Raw genomic sequence first — 15,888 nt, forward strand, 5'->3', positions numbered from 1 at the left:
CTCGGTGAGCGAGGGCGCTACCGCATTCACCTCCGAGAGCCGAGCGGCCAGGAGGGCGTCGTGGGCTTCCCGGACGCCTGGGGTCCTTCCGCCCGAGCCGTCCTGGCACTCAAGCGCACCATCCGCAGCGGGGCTCTCAGAGGGGAAAGGGACGGCGGAGCTGGCGGCAGTCGCACGGTGGCCGAGTATACGTGGATTGCTCCCCTCACAATTCTTGCGGTGACCCCCTGAGTCCGACACGCTGGCCCCCAGCCGGCTTCGACGGCATGATTCGGACCCGCGCATGACGGTTGACGCTTTCGTGAAACTTTTCTGTTCCCTCCATACGCCCGCGCCGGGCCTGTCCTCCTGGGGTCTCCGTTGAGAGCCGAGATCGCCGGTGCACGGGGCCGCGTCCTGGTGATTGGCGCGCGCGAGGCGAATGACGCCCTGCTCGCGCACCTGTCCGACAGCGGCTACCAGTGGGACATCACCGAGAACCTGTTGGCGCTGTCCGGCCTGGCCGAGTCGCTGCGGCCCGACGCCATCCTCATGTCGGCCACGGGCAAGAAGGCCGCCGAGGCGCTCTCGGCCGTCCGTCAGGACACGCGGCTGCGCGAGCTGAAGGTGCTGGCGGATCTCACCCGCTCCCGCTCGGAGGTGCTGCGCAAGCTGCCGGTGGATGACTGGGTGCGCAGCCTCGAGGAGCTCATCCCCCGGCTGGACGCGGCGCTGCGCGAGCGCAAGCTCATGGAGCGCACCCGCAACCGCATGGAGCGGCTGCTGGAAATCACCCAGGCCGCCACCAGCTCGCTGGAGCTGGAGCAGATCCTCCGCCTCGCGGTGGAGAAGGTGGGCGCCGTCATCAACGCGGATCGCTGCTCCGTGGTGCTGGTCGAGGACGTCCACTCCCGTACCGCCAGTGTGGTGGCCACGATGGAGGATCCCGGCCTGTCGCTGGACGTGGACCTCGCCCGTTACCCCGAGCTGCGCCGGGCCCTGGAGACCCGGCAGGCGGTGCTGGTGGAGGAGGCGCAGCGGGATCCGCTGATGGCCGAGGTGCGTCCCGCCATCACCTCCGTGGGCGTGCGCTCCATCCTCGTGCAGCCCCTGGTGTGCCACGACGAGCTGCTCGGGGCGCTCTTCCTGCGCATGTCCCGCGGCTCCGAGGGCTTCGGCCGGGACGAGCAGGAGTTCGCCCAGGCGGTGGCCGCGGCGCTCGCCAACTGCATCCGCAACGCCCGCCTGCACACCGCGCTCAAGAAGAAGCGCGACGAGCTCGAGCTGGCCTACGTGGAGCGCTACCGCGAGCTGACCGAGGCCAACCGCCGCCTCAAGGATCTCAACCGGCTCAAGGATGAGATCATCGCCGTGTGCAGCCATGACCTGCGCGCTCCGTTGCAGGTGCTGCTGGGCCACGGCCGGCTGCTGCTGGAGGGCGGGTTGGATCCGCAGCAGAAGCAGTCCGCCGAGGCGATGATCCGCCAGGGCCGGAAGATCCTCGGCCTGGTCGAGTCGCTGCTGGACAAGGGCAAGGGCGACGTGGCGCGCCTGTCCATCGAGCCGCGCGTGCTGGACATCTCGGCGCTCTGCCGGGAGAGCGTCAACGAGCTGGAGATCCTCGCCGCCGAGCGGGGCGTGGCCCTGCGGGCCGAGACTCCCGAGAGCATGATGCTCATCGGTGACGAGCTGAAGCTGCACGAGGTGCTGCAGAACCTCATCACCAACGCCATCCACCACGCGCAGGACGCGGGCGAGGTGGTGGTGAAGGCCTCGCGGCTGGCGCGGCCGGACGGCGACGTGGCGCGCATCGTGGTGCAGGACGACGGCAAGGGCATTCCCCCCGAGGAGCTGCCGCTCGTGTTCGACCGCTACCGCAGCGGCTCCAAGAGCGGCGGCGGGGGAGCCGGTCTGGGCCTCGCCATCTGCAAGGAGTTCGTGGAGCTCCACGGCGGGGAGATCTGGGCCGAGGCTCCGCCCGAGGGCGGTGCGGCGTTCATCTTCACCATGCCACTGGCGCAGGAGATCCAGCGCGCCGTGAAGAACCTCCCCAACAAGGACGTGGCCGAGCAGCCGCGCGTGCTGGTGGTGGAGGACGAGCCGGAGATCGCCGCGGTGCTGGTGGAGGTGCTGCGCTCGCGCTACCGCGTGGACGTGGCACGCGACGGCGCCGAGGGCCTGGCGCGGGCGCGCTCGTCCAAGCCGGACCTGGTGGTGATGGACGTCTTCCTGCCCAAGCTGGATGGCCTGGACGCCGCGGTGGCGCTCAAGTCCTCCTCGGACACCGCCAGCATCCCCGTCATCCTGCTGTCCGCCCACCAGGGCGTGGCCGACAAGGTCCGCGCGCTCAACCTCGGCGCGGTGGACTACATGAGCAAGCCCTTCAACGCGATGGAGCTGCTCACCCGGACCGAGCGCGCCCTCAAGCTGCGCAAGGCCGAGAGCGAGATGGAGCGCACCTCCTCGCTCCTGCGGCGCAGCGGGAATGATCCCATCACCGGGCTCTACGACCGGCGCGGGCTGATGCTGCGGTTGGACCACGAGGTGAGCCGCGGGCGGCGCTACAGCCGGCCGGTGAGCCTCGCCGTGCTCCGCCCGGAGCGCCCCGTGCAGAGCGACGTGCTGCGCGGCGTGCCGGACGTGATGCGCGCGCGGCTGCGCACCCCGGACATCATCGGCCACATGGGCGAGGGCGTGCTCGCCGTCGTCCTTCCCGAGTGCAATGTTGAAGCGGGGCGCAACGTCATCGGCCGCCTGCTGCCGGATGTCGAGAAGCACACAGGGATGGAGTACCGCTCGGCGGTGGCCGACGTGAGCCACGACAGCGAGCCGGTGGAGCGCATCCTGGAGCGGTTGGGCGCGCCCGTCGCTCCGGTGCTGTAGGCCAGGACCCACCTGTGCTGGCGCCGCCGCCGCGTTAGACTCGGCGGCGTGCGCCTCCCTCGAACCCTCACCCGAGCCGTGCCCCTGCTGGCCCTCGTCGGGCTGGGCGCGGTCGCGGCCCCCTCGCGACGGCCTCCGGTGGACCGGTCGGCCATGAGCGAGGCCATCTCCGCGGCGGCCCGGGACGACGGCCTCGCCTCGTCCGCCAGCTACGCGCACTACCTGCAGGCGAAGCTGCTGAGCCTCCAGGGGGACCACCGGGGCGCGGTGGACGAGCTGCGGCTGGCGCTGGCCACCGACGAGGACAGCCCGCTCCTGCTCACCCAGCTCGGCGAGGCGTACGCACGCGTGGGAGACCTGACGCGCGCCGAGCGGGAGTTGCGGCGCGTGGTGGAGCGCCACCCCACGTACTACGCCGGCCGGCTGATGCTGGGGCGCGTGTTGATGGACGCCGGCAAGTCCGCGCGGGCCCGGCCGCACCTGCGCCGCGCCATCCAGCTCAAGCCCCGCGAGCCGGAGGCCTACCTCGTCCTCGCGCAGCTCCACCTGGCGTCCCGGGCGAACGACCAGGCCGTGAAGGTGGTGGAGGAGCTGGCGACGGCGCTGCCCGGCGAGTCCTCTGGCTACCGGCGCCTGGGGATGGCCCTGGCCGAGCGGGGGGATGCCTCCCGGGCCGAGCAGATGCTGGCGCGGGCCATCGAGCGAGACCCCGGGGACGTGGAGTCGCTGACCACGCTCGCGCAGCTCCACGAGAAGGCCGGTCGTCTCTCCGCGGCGGAGGAGACGCTGGCCCGGGCGCTGGAGCGTGACCCGGACAACCAGGCGGTGCTGGTGAGCGCCGGGCGGATCGCGCTGCGACTCGGCTCGCCGGTGCGGGCGCGCGCGTACTTCGATCGGCTCCTGTCCATCTCCCAGGACCCGGAGCTCATCGTCCGGGTGGCCTTCTCCTTCCTGTCCGCGCGCGACAGCGCCTCGGCCGTGGAGGTGCTGGACGCCGCCCGGAAGGGCAGGGGAGGCTCGCCCCGCGTCTCCTTCTACGCGGGCCTCGTCCACGAGCGGCTGCGCCACTTCGACGTGGCCGCCACCGCCTACGCCGAGGTGCCCGTCTCCTCCGAGCTCTTCGCCGATGCACGCGCCCGCCGCGCCATCTGCCTCTCTCAGGCGGGTGACCACAAGACGGCGCTCGCCCTGCTGCGCGAGGCCAGCTCCGAGCGGCCCGATGACGCGGAGCTGCGGGTGCAGCTGGCCCGGGCCCACGAGCGGAGCGGTGCGCCCGAGGCCGCCGTGGCCTCGCTGAAGGAGGCCCTCGCGCGGCTGCCGGTGCCGGATGTCTACGAGGCGCTCGCCGCCACCTTGCGGCGCCAGAAGCGTCCGGCCGAGGCCCTCGCCCTGTTGCGTGACGCCGTCGCGCGCCAGCCCCGCGAGCCGGCCCTGCGCTACGCCCTCGGCTCCGCGCTTTTGGAGCAGGGAGACCCGGACGGGTCCCTCACCTGGATGCGCAGCGTGCTCGAGGTGGACCCGGACCACGCGGCGGCGATGAACTTCATCGGCTACCTGCTGGCCCAGCGCGGCCGCAACTACGCGGAGGCCGAGCGGCTGGTGCGGCGGGCCCTGGAGCTGCGCCCGGACACCGGGGCCTTCCTGGACTCGCTCGGGTGGATCCACTTCCAGCGCGGGGAGTATGCGCGCGCGGTGGAGGCCCTGGAGCGGGCGGCGGAGCTGGAGCCCGACGAGCCCGTCATCCTCGAGCACCTGGGCGAGGCCTACCAGCGGCTGGCGCGCGCGGGTGAGGCCGCGGGAGCCTGGCGGCGCGCGCTCGAGGTCCTGGCCCGGAATCCCGAGGCCGCGGACCCTCCCGAACAGCGGATGCTCCTCGAACGAAAGCTGAAGTTGCTGTCAACCAGTGCGGTGGATCGCTAATGTCTTCAAACCCAATGGCGCGCTTCAACGAGGGCTTCTTCACTGGCAGGGACGGGCTGCGGCTCTACTGGATGTCCGAGCAGCCGGAGCAACCCCGAGCCCACGTGGTGGTGGTGCACGGCTATGGGGACCACATCGGTCGCTACCGGCCCACGATCGACGCCCTGGCGGCCGAGGGGTATGCCGTCCACGGCTTCGACTACCGCGGCCACGGTCGCGCCGACGGGCGCCGGGGCTTCTGCGAGGCCTGGCCGGACTACCTGGACGACCTGGCCGGCTTCTGGGAGCGGGTCCGCCGCGAGGCCGGTGGGAAGAAGGTCTTCCTGCTCGCGCACAGCCATGGCGGGCTGATGACGACGCACCTGCTGGGGCGGGGCGGACTGGAGGGCGTGAGCGGCATCGTGCTGTCCGCGCCTTATTTCAAGCTCGCCATCACGCCGCCGACGCTGAAGGTGGTGGCCGCTCGGGCGGTGGGCAGGGTCCTCCCGTGGATGCCCATCAAGAGCGAGCTCACCCCGGAGCATCTCAGCCGGGACGAGGCGGTGCAGCAGGCCGTCCGTCAGGACCCCCTCTACAATGCGCTGGTGACCCCGCGCTGGTTCATCGAGTCCACCCAGGCCCAGGCCAAGGTGATGACGCTCGCCTCCGAGCTGAAGGTGCCGCTCTTCATGCTCTGCGGAGCGGAGGACGGCGTGGCGAGTGTTTCCGCCGGGCGCCAGTTTTTCGACGCGGTGGGCTCGCGCGACAAGGTGTACAAGGCCTATCCCGGGATGCGTCACGAGCCGCTCAATGAGATCGGCAAGGCGGAGGTCCACCGGGACATCTCCAACTGGATCTCCGCGCATCTCTGACGTAGGTTCAAATTCCTTACAGAGCAAACTTCGATTCTCGAGGGCGCTTCCGAGGGTCACCGCATGGCACAGGGCGAGCAGACGGGCATCATCGGCAAGGGCATCGTCATCCGGGGCAATCTCACGGGTGGTGGCGATCTCATCATCGAGGGACGGGTGGAGGGGCAGATCGCCCTGAAGAACCACCTCACCATCGAGGGCACCGGCAAGGTGCAGGCGGACATCCGCGCCGAGGAACTGACCATCAACGGCGAGGCGAGCGGCAACATCGACGCCTCGGGCCGGGTGGCCATCAATGCATCGGCGAAGGTCGCGGGGGACATCAAGGCCCCGCGCGTGGTCATCGAGGACGGCGCGGTCTTCAACGGCTCCATCGAGATGGACGTGAAGCTGCCGGACGACATCTAAACGGGCCTTGGGGCTCGCAGCACCCTTCGGGAGGGGTGGACAACACTCATGGCGAATACGGTCATTGGTTCGAGCATTGTCATCGACGGTGAGATCTCTGGCGACGAGGACCTCGTCATCCAGGGCACGGTGAAGGGGAAGATCTCCTTGAAGGAGAGCCTCTACGTCGAGGGCAGTGGCGTCGTCGAGGCGGACATCGAGACGCAGAACGTGGAGATCGCCGGTCGGGTCACGGGCAACATCGCGGCCAGCGACAAGGTGGAGCTCAAGACGGACTGCCGCGTGGTGGGCGACATCAAGGCCCCGCGCATCCTCATCGCCGACGGTGCCTCCTTCAAGGGCAACGTCGACATGGACATCCCGAAGGAGCGCTGAGCCTTGGCCACCGCGAAGGAACTGGCCCCTGGGGCCACCAACAACACCGTGGTGGGTCAGTCCATCCTCATCAGCGGCAAGCTGACGGGTGACGAGGACCTGACCGTGCGCGGTCGCGTGGAGGGCGAGCTCACGCTGAGCCGTACCCTCATCGTGGAGCCCTCGGGCGTGGTGAAGGCGAACGTGGCGGTGAAGAACGCCATCGTGAGCGGGGTGGTGGTGGGCAACATCAACGCCACCGAGAGCGTGGAGCTCACCCGCGAGGGCCGCATGGTGGGCGACATCCACGCCCCGCGCGTCATCATCGTGGACGGCGCGAGCTTCCGCGGCCGCGTGGACATGGGCGAGGTGGAGCCGGGTCGCGTGCCCGCGGATCGTCCGGCGCTACCGCGTCCGACGGCCGTGCGTCCCGCGGTGCGTCCGGGGACGAACGTCCCGGCCCGTCCGGCGCTGCCCGGTGGGCGTCCGACTCCGCCCGCGGCTCCCGCGACGGCCCGTCCGGCCACCGTCGCGGCCACGCCCGCGCGTCCGGCCCCGCCGCCCGCTCCCGCCGCGCGTCCGGCGCCGCCCGCTCCGCCCGCAGCCAGGGCGGGCGAGCCTACCCGGCCCGAGCCTCCTCGGCCGCCGGCCGCCGCGCCGGTCCCGCCGACCGTGGGTGAAGGTGCTAGGAAGAAGGTCGTGGTGAAGAAGAAAGGTCGTTAAAGCGTTGTGGTGGCGCACCTTTGCGCCGCCCCTCCGCCGAATCGACGGCCACGGCCCGGCAACGGGCCGATCCAAGGGTGCTGATGAACGCCATGAACGCCGAGACCAGAATCGACGAGGTGGACGCGCAGCCGAGCACCCCGGCGGAGGAGTCGCCCGGGGCGACCGCTCCCGAAGCGTCCGCCGCTTCCCCCGAGCAGCCAGAGGGGACAGTGGAGGCTCGCGACGCGGGTGCCACCGAGACCGCGGAGGCCCCGGGGGGTGAGTCGCCCTCCGAGTCGCCCGCGCCCGCCGCCGAGGTGGCGGAGACGTTCGCGCCCCGCCGTCGTGGGAACGTGGCTCCCGCCCACATCCCGCTGGAGCGCATCGACGAGGACGCCACGTTCCAGATCCGCCCGGTGGGGGAGCTGTCCGCGCTGGCCACGGACCTGGCGCGGCTGGGACAGCTCTACCCGGTGGACGTACGCTTCAAGCCGCCGGACCGCTTCCAGGTCATCTCCGGCTTCCGCCGGGTGGCGGCGCTGCGCTTCCTGAAGCGGGATCGCGTGCTGGCCCGCCTGCACACGGATCTGTCAGATGAGGACGCGCTGCTGATGGCGCTGGCCTCGGCCATCCACTCCTCGCCGGTGAGCCGGGAGGACCTGGAGGCCAAGCGGGCGCAGCTCGAGACCGAGGGGCGGCTGACGCCCATCACCCGGGACATGCTGGAGAAGGCGCTGGCCACCGACGACTCGCTGGCGTCGGAGACGGTGGACGAGGAGGTCGACGCGGACGAGCTGGCCGCGGAGGCCACCCAGCGGCTGGTGGACATCAACCAGGACCTCGCGCTGCTGGCGGACGTTTTCGCCGACCTCGATGAGACGCGGAAGCAGGAGCTGCTCACGCAGCTTCGCTACTCCTCGGATCTCGTGGCCTGGCTGGAGAGCTTGTGAATGGTGGACGCGCTCGCGCGTGACAGGGCCCGCCTGCTGGAGCTGCTCACCGAGCGCTCCTTCGAGCGGCGCAAGGTGGTGCTCTCTTCCGGCAAGGAGTCGGACTTCTACATCGACTGCAAGCGCACGGCGTTGCTGGCCGAGGGGCACTTCCTCATCGGCCGGCTGCTGTTGCAGTCCGTCCTCCGCGAGGCCTCCGAGGCCGTGGCGGTGGGCGGGCTGACGCTGGGCGCGGATCCGCTCGCCTCGGCCGTCAGTCTGACGAGCTATCTGTCGGGGACGCCGCTGCATGCCTTCATCGTCCGCAAGGAGCCCAAGGGCCACGGCACGGGCCAGTGGATCGAGGGCATGAAGGCGCTGGCTCCCGGCTCGCCGGTGGCCATCCTCGAGGACGTGGTCACCACGGGGGCCTCCACGCTCAAGGCGATCGAACGGGCCCAGCTCGAGGGGCTGAAGGTGCTCGGGGCGTTCGCGCTGGTGGACCGGCTGGAGGGCGGACGCGAGGCCGTCGAGGCCACCGGCAACCGGCTCTTCACCCTGTACACCCGCAAGGACTTCATTCCATGAAGAGGCAGTTGCGGCTCGCGGGGCTGCTGATGGCGCTCGCGGGCTGTGTCTCCACTCCTCCCACGCTGGGAGATCCAGCTCCCGTGCTCAAGGACGAGCGCCAGGAGTTGCTCTACCAGCAGGTGCTGGAGCGCTTCACGGCTCGTGACGAGCTGTACATCGGCTTCGACACCGTGCTCTTCGCGGCGGCCACGCTGCAGACGCCGGCCTTCCGCGAGGCCCGCATCCAAAGGGCGACCACCTTCCAGGCCCTGCCGCGCGAGCGCTCGGAGGCGCTGCTGGCGCAGGAGCTGGCGGAGGCGCAGACGACGCACGAGTTCTTCCTCGGCGTCCATGTCTACGACTACCGCTACGACGACTTCGACCGGGCCTCGTCCATCTGGAACATGGCGCTGGTGACGCCCGCGGGCGAGGTGCGGCCCGTGAGCGTGGAGCGCATGGGCCGGGCGGACATGGACATGCGGGCCTTCTACCCGTACCTGGGCACCTTCTGGGTGGGCTACCGCGTGCGCTTCCCCACCACCTTCGCGGACGGCAGGGCCGTCATCCCCCCGGGCACAGAGCGCGTGGTGCTGCGCATGGCCTCCTCGCTCGGCAAGGTGGAGATGCGCGTCCACGCGCACTGACGCTCAGGTCTGCTCGGGCTCGAGCGCGGGCACTCTCGCGGTGAGCGGCTGTTCGGCCTTCTGGAGCTGGTCCAACAGCGCGGCCGGAGAGGAGTCGCAGGCGAAGGGCTGGGCGCGGGCCTCGGGGACGAAGCCTTCCTCCACCGCGCGCCGCACCAGGGTCAGCAGCGGCGCGTAAAAGTCCGCCACGTTCAGCAGGCCGATGGGCTTGTGGTGGATGCCGATCTGGGCCCAGGTGGTGATCTCGAAGAGCTCCTCGAAGGTGCCGATACCGCCGGGCATGGCGATGAAGGCGTCCGCGCGCTCGGCCATCATCGCCTTGCGCGTGTGCATGGAGTCCACCAGGTGCAGCTCGGTGAGGCGCGGGTGGGCGATCTCCCGGTCACTCAGCACCTTGGGCAGCACGCCCACCACCTTGCCGCCCTGCGCGAGCGCCGCGTCCGCCATGGCGCCCATGAGCCCCACGCTGGTGCCCCCGTAGACGAGGGTGAGCCCCCGCCGGGCCAGCTCCGCGCCCAGGGCCCTGGCTCCCGCGAGGTACTCCGGCCGGGTTCCATTGCGCGAACCACAGAAGACGCACACCGACTTCAGTTCCATAGTTAGGGACTCCCCCTGAATCGTTCCGGGTGGGCGGCGATGTAGACCACCACCCCGGCGATGGCGAGCAGCAAGGGCGCGGCACGCGCGAAGACGCGGGGCCCGGAGCGCAGGGCGATGCCCATGGGCACTCCGAAGAGGAAGCCCCCGAGGTGCCCGGCCCAGCTCACTCCCGGGATGAGGCTGATCGCCGCCACCTGCACCAGCCAGAACATGAGGCTGCGGCGCAGCTCGCGCCCGGCGATGACGAACATGGCCCCGCCCCAGCCGAGGATCATCCCCGAGGCCCCCACGGTGGGCACGTCGAAGTTGAAGAGCAGGGCGAAGGCCGAGCCGCCCAGCGCCGAGGCGAGGGAGACGAGCAGGAAGCGTCCGCTGCCGATGCCTCGCTCCAGGGGCATGCCCAGCGAGTACGCCACCCACATGTTGAAGACGATGTGGAGGGGGCCTCCATGCGCGAAGACGCTGGTGAGCACGCGCCAGTACTGCCCGTCCTGCACCAGGGGCCCATAGAGGGCGAGCCACTGGAAGACGGGGCCCAGGCCACTGCCCAGCAGCGAGCCCTGACGCCGCAGGCCATCCAGGACGTAGAGGGCCACCGCGCCGCCGATGATGGCGGCGCAGACGGGAGGCCAGGGCTGGCGCACGGGCGGGGCAGGGGGCTCGACGGGACGCTCCTCGGGCGCGGGAGGAGTGTTCTCGTGCCCCGGGGGCGGCAGCATGTCGCGCGGATCGGTGGGGTAGCTCATCCGAGGCTCACAGCTCGCGGCGGACGACGGTGTCGCGCTTCCAGTGGTGCTCGTCCGTGTTGGGGTAGTCCAGCGTGAAGTGCAGGCCGCGGCTCTCCTTGCGCCGGCTGGCGCAGTCCACGATGAGGGTCGCCACGTCGCAGATGTTGCGCAGCTCGATGACGTCGCGCGTCACCTTGAAGCGCCAGTAGTAGTCGCGGATCTCCTCGCGCAGCAGCTCCAGCCGGCGGCGCGCCCGCATCAGGCGCTTGTCCGTGCGGACGATGCCCACGTAGTTCCACATGAGGCGGCGGATCTCATCCCAGTTGTGGGTGACGACGACGCTCTCGTCCGAGGCCACCGCGCTGCCCTCGTCCCACTGGGGCGGCTCCTCCCTGGGCGGGCTGTGGGTGCGCACCTCCTCGGCGCACACGGCGGCGGCCCGGTGGCCGAAGACGAGCCCCTCCAGCAGCGAGTTGGAGGCGAGCCGGTTGGCGCCGTGCAGGCCGGTGTGGGCCACCTCGCCAATGGCGTAGAGGCCTGGCACGGTGGTGCGCCCCTGCAGGTCCGTCACCACGCCGCCGCACATGTAGTGGGCCGCGGGCACCACGGGGATGGGCTGCACGGCGATGTCGATGTTGAAGGCCTTGCAGGTGGCGTAGATGTTGGGGAAGCGCTCTGTGAGGTAGGCGCGCCCCAGGTGCGTCATGTCCAGGTAGACGCAGTCGTCACCGGTGCGCTTGAGCTCGGCGTCGATGGCGCGCGCCACCACGTCGCGCGGGGCCAGCTCCGCCAGCCGGTGGTAGCGCTCCATGAACTGCTGGCCGTTGCGCAGCCGCAGCTTGCCGCCCTCGCCGCGCAGCGCCTCGCTGATGAGGAAGCTCTTGGCCTCCGGGTGGTACAGGCAGGTGGGGTGGAACTGGTAGAACTCCATGTTGGCCACCTCGGCCCCGGCCCGGTACGCCATGGCCACCCCGTCGCCCGTCGCCACGTCCGGGTTCGAGGTGTACAGGTACACCTTGCCCGCCCCCCCGGTGGCCAGCACCGTCACCTTGCCCAGGAAGCGCTCGATGACCTCCGCCTGCGTGAGCGCGTACACCCCCAGGCACCGGTTGGAGTGGCCCGGGCTCGCCCTCCGGTCGAGGATGAGGTCGATGGCCGAGGTGTTCTGGAAGAAGGTGATGTTGGGCTGCTCGTCACACGCATCCATCAGGGCCCGCTGCACCTCGCGCCCGGTGATGTCGCCGGAGTGGATGATGCGCCGCTGGGAGTGGCCCCCCTCGCGCGTGAGGTCGAACTCGCCCGAGATGCCCCGGTTGAAGGCCGCGCCCAGGCTCACCAGCTCGCGGATGCGATCCGGGCCCTCGCGCACCGTCACCTCCACCGCGTCCAGGTGGTTGATGCCGGCGCCCGCCTCCAGGGTGTCCTGGATGTGGGCCTCGAAGGTGTCCGTGGGCGACAGCACGCTGGCGATGCCGCCCTGGGCATAGGCCGTGTTGCCCTCGTGCCGGTCGCGCTTGGTGAGGACGGCCACCGTGCCGTGCTGGGCCGCCTGTAGGGCGAACGAGAGGCCCGCCACACCACCACCCAAAACCAGGAAATCGAACCGATGGGGCATGTTTCACAGCCTTAATGGCTGTAAGTGCTGGAAACAAGGCGATTTCTTGAGGACTTTCGGGCGGAGGTCTAAGGTTGGGAGCGCCACCATGCGAGCCCTTCCCTACCTATTGCTGCCCGCGCTGCTGCTTGCCCCCCTGGGAGCCCGTGCGTCCGAGGGCATCTACCGGTACGTCGAGAAGGACGGGACGATCATCTACACGAACGTTCCGCCGCCGGGCACGAAGAAGGCGGCCAGGCTCAAGGGCACCTTCTCCGAGGCGCCCGCGCCCTCCGCCCCGGTGCGGGGCCGCTCGCGCACCCCCGAGGAGCTCGAGCCCCACATCCTCAAGGCCGCTCAGCGCTACCGCATCCCCACCGCGCTGGTGCGCGCCATCATGCACACGGAGAGCAACTTCAACTCCAACGCGGTGTCCCCCAAGGGCGCCAGCGGGTTGATGCAGCTCATGCCGGGCACGGCCTCGGAGATGTACGTGAAGGACATCTTCGACACCCGGGACAACATCGAGGGCGGGGTGCGCTACCTGCGGGTGCTGGCCAACCTCTTCGACGGCGACATGGTGAAGATGGTGGCCGCGTACAACGCGGGGCCGGAGGCCGTGCGCAAGTACGGTGGGCAGGTGCCGCCGTACCCGGAGACGCAGGCCTACGTGCGCAAGGTGCTCCAGCTCTACTTCCATTACAAAGAGCGCGAGCAGCTCCCGAAGGGCGAGCCTCGCGGGACGGGTTCCGATGCCGACAACGCGCGTGACGGGGCGGGGGCCGAAGAGCCCCGTTGATGAGGAGTTCCTGAATCAGCTCTACCGTGGGAGCGAGCTGCTGGCGCAGGGCAAGGCCCATGAGGCCCGGCAGCACCTCGAGCGGGCCCACCAGCTCCAGCCGAGGAACGAGAAGAGCCAGAACCTGCTCGGGCTGGCCTACTTCAAGCTGGGCCTCTTCGACCAGGCGGCCGAAATCTACGAGGGGCTGGTGCGCGACAACCCGGTGGACGCCACCCTGCGCGTCAACCTCGGGCTGGTGTACCTGAAGACGAACGCGCTCCAGCGCGCGATGCGCGAGTTCGAGTCCGCGACGGACCTGCAGCCGGACCACAAGAAGGCGCACAACTACCTGGGGCTGGCGCTGGCGCAGGCCGGGGAGTACGGCCGCGCCCGCGAGCACTTCCTCCGGGCCGGCAGCGACATCATGGCGGAGAAGATGGCGCGGGCCATCGCGGGGGACCGGTTCGCCCGGCCGCCGCAACCCGCGCGCACTCCGGCCCCGGTGCCCGCCGTGCGCTCGGCTCCCGTGGGTGAGGGCCAGTGGGGCTCCCAGTTCGGCCTGGAGGAGAGCCCCTCCGCCGCCATGCCGACCGGGGCGGAGGAGGAGGTGCGGTTGGCCGAGGACGAGGGGCCGAGTGCCTTCGCGGAGGGCTCGCCGGAGCCGGAGGCCGCCGCGGCCTTCACGGCGACGTCCGACGCGGTGTCCCCGAGCGAGGTGCCGCCGGAGGAGTCGCTGGAGAACGCCGCCCCCGAGCTGCCCGCGAAGGTCGGGGACTTCCGGCCGGGCGCGAGCGTGCCGGTGCTGGCCGAGCTGGCGTCGGCGGTGGCGCTGGCGGGGGCCAGCGAGGCCAACCCCTTCCGGGTGGGCCGGGGCAGCTTCTCCGTGCTCGTGAAGGGCGAGCTGCTCACGCGGCTGGAGGGCCTGGTGGCCTTCTCCGGGCAGCTCGAGTTCGAGCCGGAGGTGAAGCGCTTCCGGGGTCGTCCCTCGGAGCAGCCCTTCGGCGAGGGGGCGCGGCAGCTCGCGCGCGCCACCGGCCAGGGCGTGCTCTTCATCGAGTCGGCGGAGGGGCGCTCCTTCCTGGCGGTGGAGCTGGGCGAGGAGGGGGCCTACCTGCGCGAGGAGTTCCTCTTCGCCTTCGAGGAGGCGGTGGCCTTCGAGAATGGCAAGGTGCCCTCGGACGTGGCGCCGGACCTGGACCTGGTCTACCTGCGCGGGCAGGGCAGGGTGCTGTTGAGCCTCCCCGGGAGGCTGCGCTCGGTGGCGGTCGCCGAGGGCGCGCCGGTGACCGTGCCGCTGTCCCACCTGGTGGGGTGGCAGGGCAAGGTCACGCCCCAGCTGGTGCCCTTGCTGGTGGTGGGGAGTGGACCTCCTCGGACCGCCGTGGAACTGAGTGGTGAAGGATTTGCCCTCATCGTCCTGCCAGTCCGGTAGAAGGACCCGCCATGGATCGAGCTGAGCGAGCGTTGCGGAAGCGGCAGAAGAAGGAGGAGCGGGCGCGGCGGCGGGCGGCGCGTCAGCCCAGCGTGCTCATGCAGGAGTTCTGGAACCTGCCCAACATGCTGACGCTGGGGCGCATCTTCATGATCCCCCTGTTCGTCTGGCTCACCTACGACGCGGATCCTCAATCCTCGCTGCTGGCGGCGGCGGTGTTCGCCGTGGCCTCCATCACCGACGTCGTCGACGGCTACCTGGCGCGGCGCTGGAACCTCATCACCGTGGTGGGCAAGTTCATGGACCCCCTCGCCGACAAGCTCATCGTCCTGGCGGCGCTGGTGATGATGGTACGGCTGGGGCGGATCGCCGCCTGGGTGGTCATCGTGCTGCTGGCGCGCGAGCTCATCGTCAGCGGCCTGCGCACCATCGCGGCCAGCGAGGGCATGGTCATCGCCGCCGGACAGGAGGGCAAGTGGAAGACGTCCCTCCAGCTCGTGGGCATCATCTCACTCTGCGTGCACTACGAGCACCTCATCGACGTGGGCTTCTACGCGGCGCCGGTGGACTTCAACAAGGTGGGCCAGTTGTTGGTCTATCTGTCGGGGGCCTTCTCGGTGTGGAGTGCCGTCGTGTACTTCCGCGCCTTCCTCGCGATGCTGGCCAGGCGGGGGAGCGAAGAGGACGCACAGAAGGCTTGACGCATCCGGAACCGGACTGTATATCCCCCCTCACTTTCGACGGCGCCGCGAGGCGACGGCGGAGGTAGTCAGAGTCAGAGACGCGGGAATAGCTCAGTGGTAGAGCATCGCCTTGCCAAGGCGAGGGTCGAGGGTTCAAATCCCTTTTCCCGCTCCAATTCACGAAGGCCCTCTGGGAAACCAGGGGGCCTTTGTTTTTTCCGGTGTCCGTTGTTGGGAGCCCTCCAGGCAGCTCGAGAGCCTGCCCTCAGGTGCGCCAGGCGGGAGGGACGGCTCTGGCCCGGCCGCCTGTCTCGCTTCCCGGCTTCGGCCTGCTATATGAAGGCCGCCCCATGATTCGCCACTTCCGTGAGCTTTACCAATACCGGGGGTTGCTCATCAGCCTCGTCCAGCGCGAGCTGAAAGCGCGCTACCGCGGTTCAGTCCTCGGGTTCCTGTGGACCTTCCTGAACCCGACCCTGCACATGCTGGTGTACGCCCTGCTCTTCACCGTGGTGATGCGGCAGAACATCCCCAACTACGCCTTCTTCATGTTCGTGGGCCTGCTGCCGTGGATCTGGTTCTCCAGCTCCGTGGGGGCCGGCGCGAGCACCATCAGTGATCGGCGTGACTTGATGACCAAGGTGCGCTTCCCGGCGCAGGTGCTGCCCTCCACCGTGGTGGCCACCAACCTCATCAACTACACCCTGTCGCTGCCCCTGATGCTGGCGCTGGGCGCGTTCTATGGCGTGTGGCCCACCTGGCACGTGGTGGTCTTCCCGCTGGTGGTGCTCATCCAGCTCGTCTTCACCCTGGCGCTCGTCTACATC

Annotated in this window: 16 protein-coding genes and 1 tRNA gene; 14 read left to right on the top strand and 3 right to left on the bottom strand. The window is 70.2% G+C overall.

Going from position 1 to position 15,888, the window contains the following annotated elements:
* Positions 1-360: 360 nt before the first annotated feature.
* From VF697_RS11610 to VF697_RS11650, 9 genes are all read left to right on the top strand, one after another.
* Positions 361-2,862 carry an ATP-binding protein gene (locus VF697_RS11610; RefSeq protein ID WP_331094259.1) on the top strand — a complete coding sequence of 834 codons (2,502 nt, stop codon included), beginning with the start codon at positions 361-363 and terminating at the stop codon, positions 2,860-2,862.
* A gap of 48 nt (positions 2,863-2,910) precedes the next feature.
* On the top strand, positions 2,911-4,782 hold the full coding sequence (locus VF697_RS11615) for a tetratricopeptide repeat protein (RefSeq protein ID WP_331094261.1): 1,872 nt from the start codon (positions 2,911-2,913) through the stop codon (positions 4,780-4,782).
* A gap of 14 nt (positions 4,783-4,796) precedes the next feature.
* Positions 4,797-5,633 carry a lysophospholipase gene (locus VF697_RS11620; protein ID WP_331094291.1) on the top strand — a complete coding sequence of 279 codons (837 nt, stop codon included), beginning with the start codon at positions 4,797-4,799 and terminating at the stop codon, positions 5,631-5,633.
* A 63-nt stretch (positions 5,634-5,696) separates the two neighbouring features.
* A complete protein-coding gene (gene bacN / locus VF697_RS11625) occupies positions 5,697-6,041 on the top strand; it encodes a bactofilin BacN (protein ID WP_331094263.1) in 345 nt (114 codons plus the stop codon).
* Positions 6,042-6,089: 48 nt separating this feature from the next.
* Positions 6,090-6,416, top strand: coding sequence for a polymer-forming cytoskeletal protein (locus VF697_RS11630; RefSeq protein ID WP_309888709.1), 327 nt, complete (start codon positions 6,090-6,092; stop codon positions 6,414-6,416).
* 3 nt (positions 6,417-6,419) lie between these two features.
* Positions 6,420-7,118, top strand: coding sequence for a polymer-forming cytoskeletal protein (locus VF697_RS11635; RefSeq protein WP_331094266.1), 699 nt, complete (start codon positions 6,420-6,422; stop codon positions 7,116-7,118).
* A gap of 92 nt (positions 7,119-7,210) precedes the next feature.
* On the top strand, positions 7,211-8,050 hold the full coding sequence (locus VF697_RS11640; protein ID WP_331094268.1) for a ParB N-terminal domain-containing protein: 840 nt from the start codon (positions 7,211-7,213) through the stop codon (positions 8,048-8,050).
* Positions 8,051-8,617, top strand: a complete 567-nt coding sequence (gene pyrE / locus VF697_RS11645; protein WP_331094270.1) for an orotate phosphoribosyltransferase — start codon at positions 8,051-8,053, stop codon at positions 8,615-8,617.
* Positions 8,614-9,243, top strand: coding sequence for a hypothetical protein (locus tag VF697_RS11650; RefSeq protein ID WP_331094272.1), 630 nt, complete (start codon positions 8,614-8,616; stop codon positions 9,241-9,243). Before pyrE ends, VF697_RS11650 begins: the two co-directional genes overlap by 4 nt.
* Before the next feature lie 3 nt (positions 9,244-9,246).
* On the opposite strand, the gene VF697_RS11655 is transcribed toward VF697_RS11650, so the two are convergent.
* The 3 genes from VF697_RS11655 to nadB are packed head-to-tail and all read right to left on the bottom strand — an operon-like array spanning position 9,247 to position 12,186.
* Positions 9,247-9,840: a TIGR00730 family Rossman fold protein gene (locus VF697_RS11655; protein WP_331094274.1), complete on the bottom strand. Its 594-nt coding sequence runs from the start codon at positions 9,838-9,840 to the stop codon at positions 9,247-9,249.
* A gap of 2 nt (positions 9,841-9,842) precedes the next feature.
* Positions 9,843-10,589 carry a rhomboid family intramembrane serine protease gene (locus tag VF697_RS11660; protein WP_331094276.1) on the bottom strand — a complete coding sequence of 249 codons (747 nt, stop codon included), beginning with the start codon at positions 10,587-10,589 and terminating at the stop codon, positions 9,843-9,845.
* Positions 10,590-10,596: 7 nt separating this feature from the next.
* On the bottom strand, positions 10,597-12,186 hold the full coding sequence (gene nadB, locus VF697_RS11665) for an L-aspartate oxidase (protein ID WP_331094278.1): 1,590 nt from the start codon (positions 12,184-12,186) through the stop codon (positions 10,597-10,599).
* An 88-nt stretch (positions 12,187-12,274) separates the two neighbouring features.
* Here nadB and VF697_RS11670 point away from each other — a divergent pair, with 88 nt between their 5' ends.
* From VF697_RS11670 to VF697_RS11690, 5 genes are all read left to right on the top strand, one after another.
* Entirely contained in the window at positions 12,275-12,964 is a 690-nt protein-coding gene (locus VF697_RS11670; protein ID WP_331094280.1) for a lytic transglycosylase domain-containing protein, read from the top strand.
* Positions 12,918-14,378 (top strand): tetratricopeptide repeat protein, encoded by a 1,461-nt coding sequence (locus tag VF697_RS11675; protein ID WP_331094282.1) that lies wholly within the window; start codon positions 12,918-12,920, stop codon positions 14,376-14,378. Before VF697_RS11670 ends, VF697_RS11675 begins: the two co-directional genes overlap by 47 nt.
* An 11-nt stretch (positions 14,379-14,389) precedes the next feature.
* A complete protein-coding gene (gene pgsA, locus VF697_RS11680) occupies positions 14,390-15,079 on the top strand; it encodes a CDP-diacylglycerol--glycerol-3-phosphate 3-phosphatidyltransferase (RefSeq protein WP_331094284.1) in 690 nt (229 codons plus the stop codon).
* 82 nt (positions 15,080-15,161) lie between these two features.
* Positions 15,162-15,236 (top strand) — tRNA-Gly (locus VF697_RS11685).
* 175 nt (positions 15,237-15,411) lie between these two features.
* Positions 15,412-15,888, top strand: a 477-nt coding sequence (locus tag VF697_RS11690) for an ABC transporter permease (protein ID WP_331094286.1), incomplete at its 3' end; no start/stop codon positions are given.

Source organism: Archangium sp. (assembly GCF_036388035.1).
Lineage (GTDB): Bacteria > Myxococcota > Myxococcia > Myxococcales > Myxococcaceae > Archangium.

Bases quoted from the DNA above. Each gene is read 5' to 3' on its own strand.
- VF697_RS11620 (WP_331094291.1), top strand. From the start codon at position 4,797: ATGGCGCGCTTCAACGAGGGCTTCTTCACTGGCAGGGACGGGCTGCGG.
- bacN (WP_331094263.1), top strand. From the start codon at position 5,697: ATGGCACAGGGCGAGCAGACGGGCATCATCGGCAAGGGCATCGTCATC.
- VF697_RS11630 (WP_309888709.1), top strand. From the start codon at position 6,090: ATGGCGAATACGGTCATTGGTTCGAGCATTGTCATCGACGGTGAGATC.
- VF697_RS11640 (WP_331094268.1), top strand. From the start codon at position 7,211: ATGAACGCCGAGACCAGAATCGACGAGGTGGACGCGCAGCCGAGCACC.
- pyrE (WP_331094270.1), top strand. From the start codon at position 8,051: ATGGTGGACGCGCTCGCGCGTGACAGGGCCCGCCTGCTGGAGCTGCTC.
- VF697_RS11650 (WP_331094272.1), top strand. From the start codon at position 8,614: ATGAAGAGGCAGTTGCGGCTCGCGGGGCTGCTGATGGCGCTCGCGGGC.
- VF697_RS11655 (WP_331094274.1), bottom strand. From the start codon at position 9,840: ATGGAACTGAAGTCGGTGTGCGTCTTCTGTGGTTCGCGCAATGGAACC.
- VF697_RS11660 (WP_331094276.1), bottom strand. From the start codon at position 10,589: ATGAGCTACCCCACCGATCCGCGCGACATGCTGCCGCCCCCGGGGCAC.
- nadB (WP_331094278.1), bottom strand. From the start codon at position 12,186: ATGCCCCATCGGTTCGATTTCCTGGTTTTGGGTGGTGGTGTGGCGGGC.
- VF697_RS11670 (WP_331094280.1), top strand. From the start codon at position 12,275: ATGCGAGCCCTTCCCTACCTATTGCTGCCCGCGCTGCTGCTTGCCCCC.
- VF697_RS11675 (WP_331094282.1), top strand. From the start codon at position 12,918: ATGCCGACAACGCGCGTGACGGGGCGGGGGCCGAAGAGCCCCGTTGAT.
- pgsA (WP_331094284.1), top strand. From the start codon at position 14,390: ATGGATCGAGCTGAGCGAGCGTTGCGGAAGCGGCAGAAGAAGGAGGAG.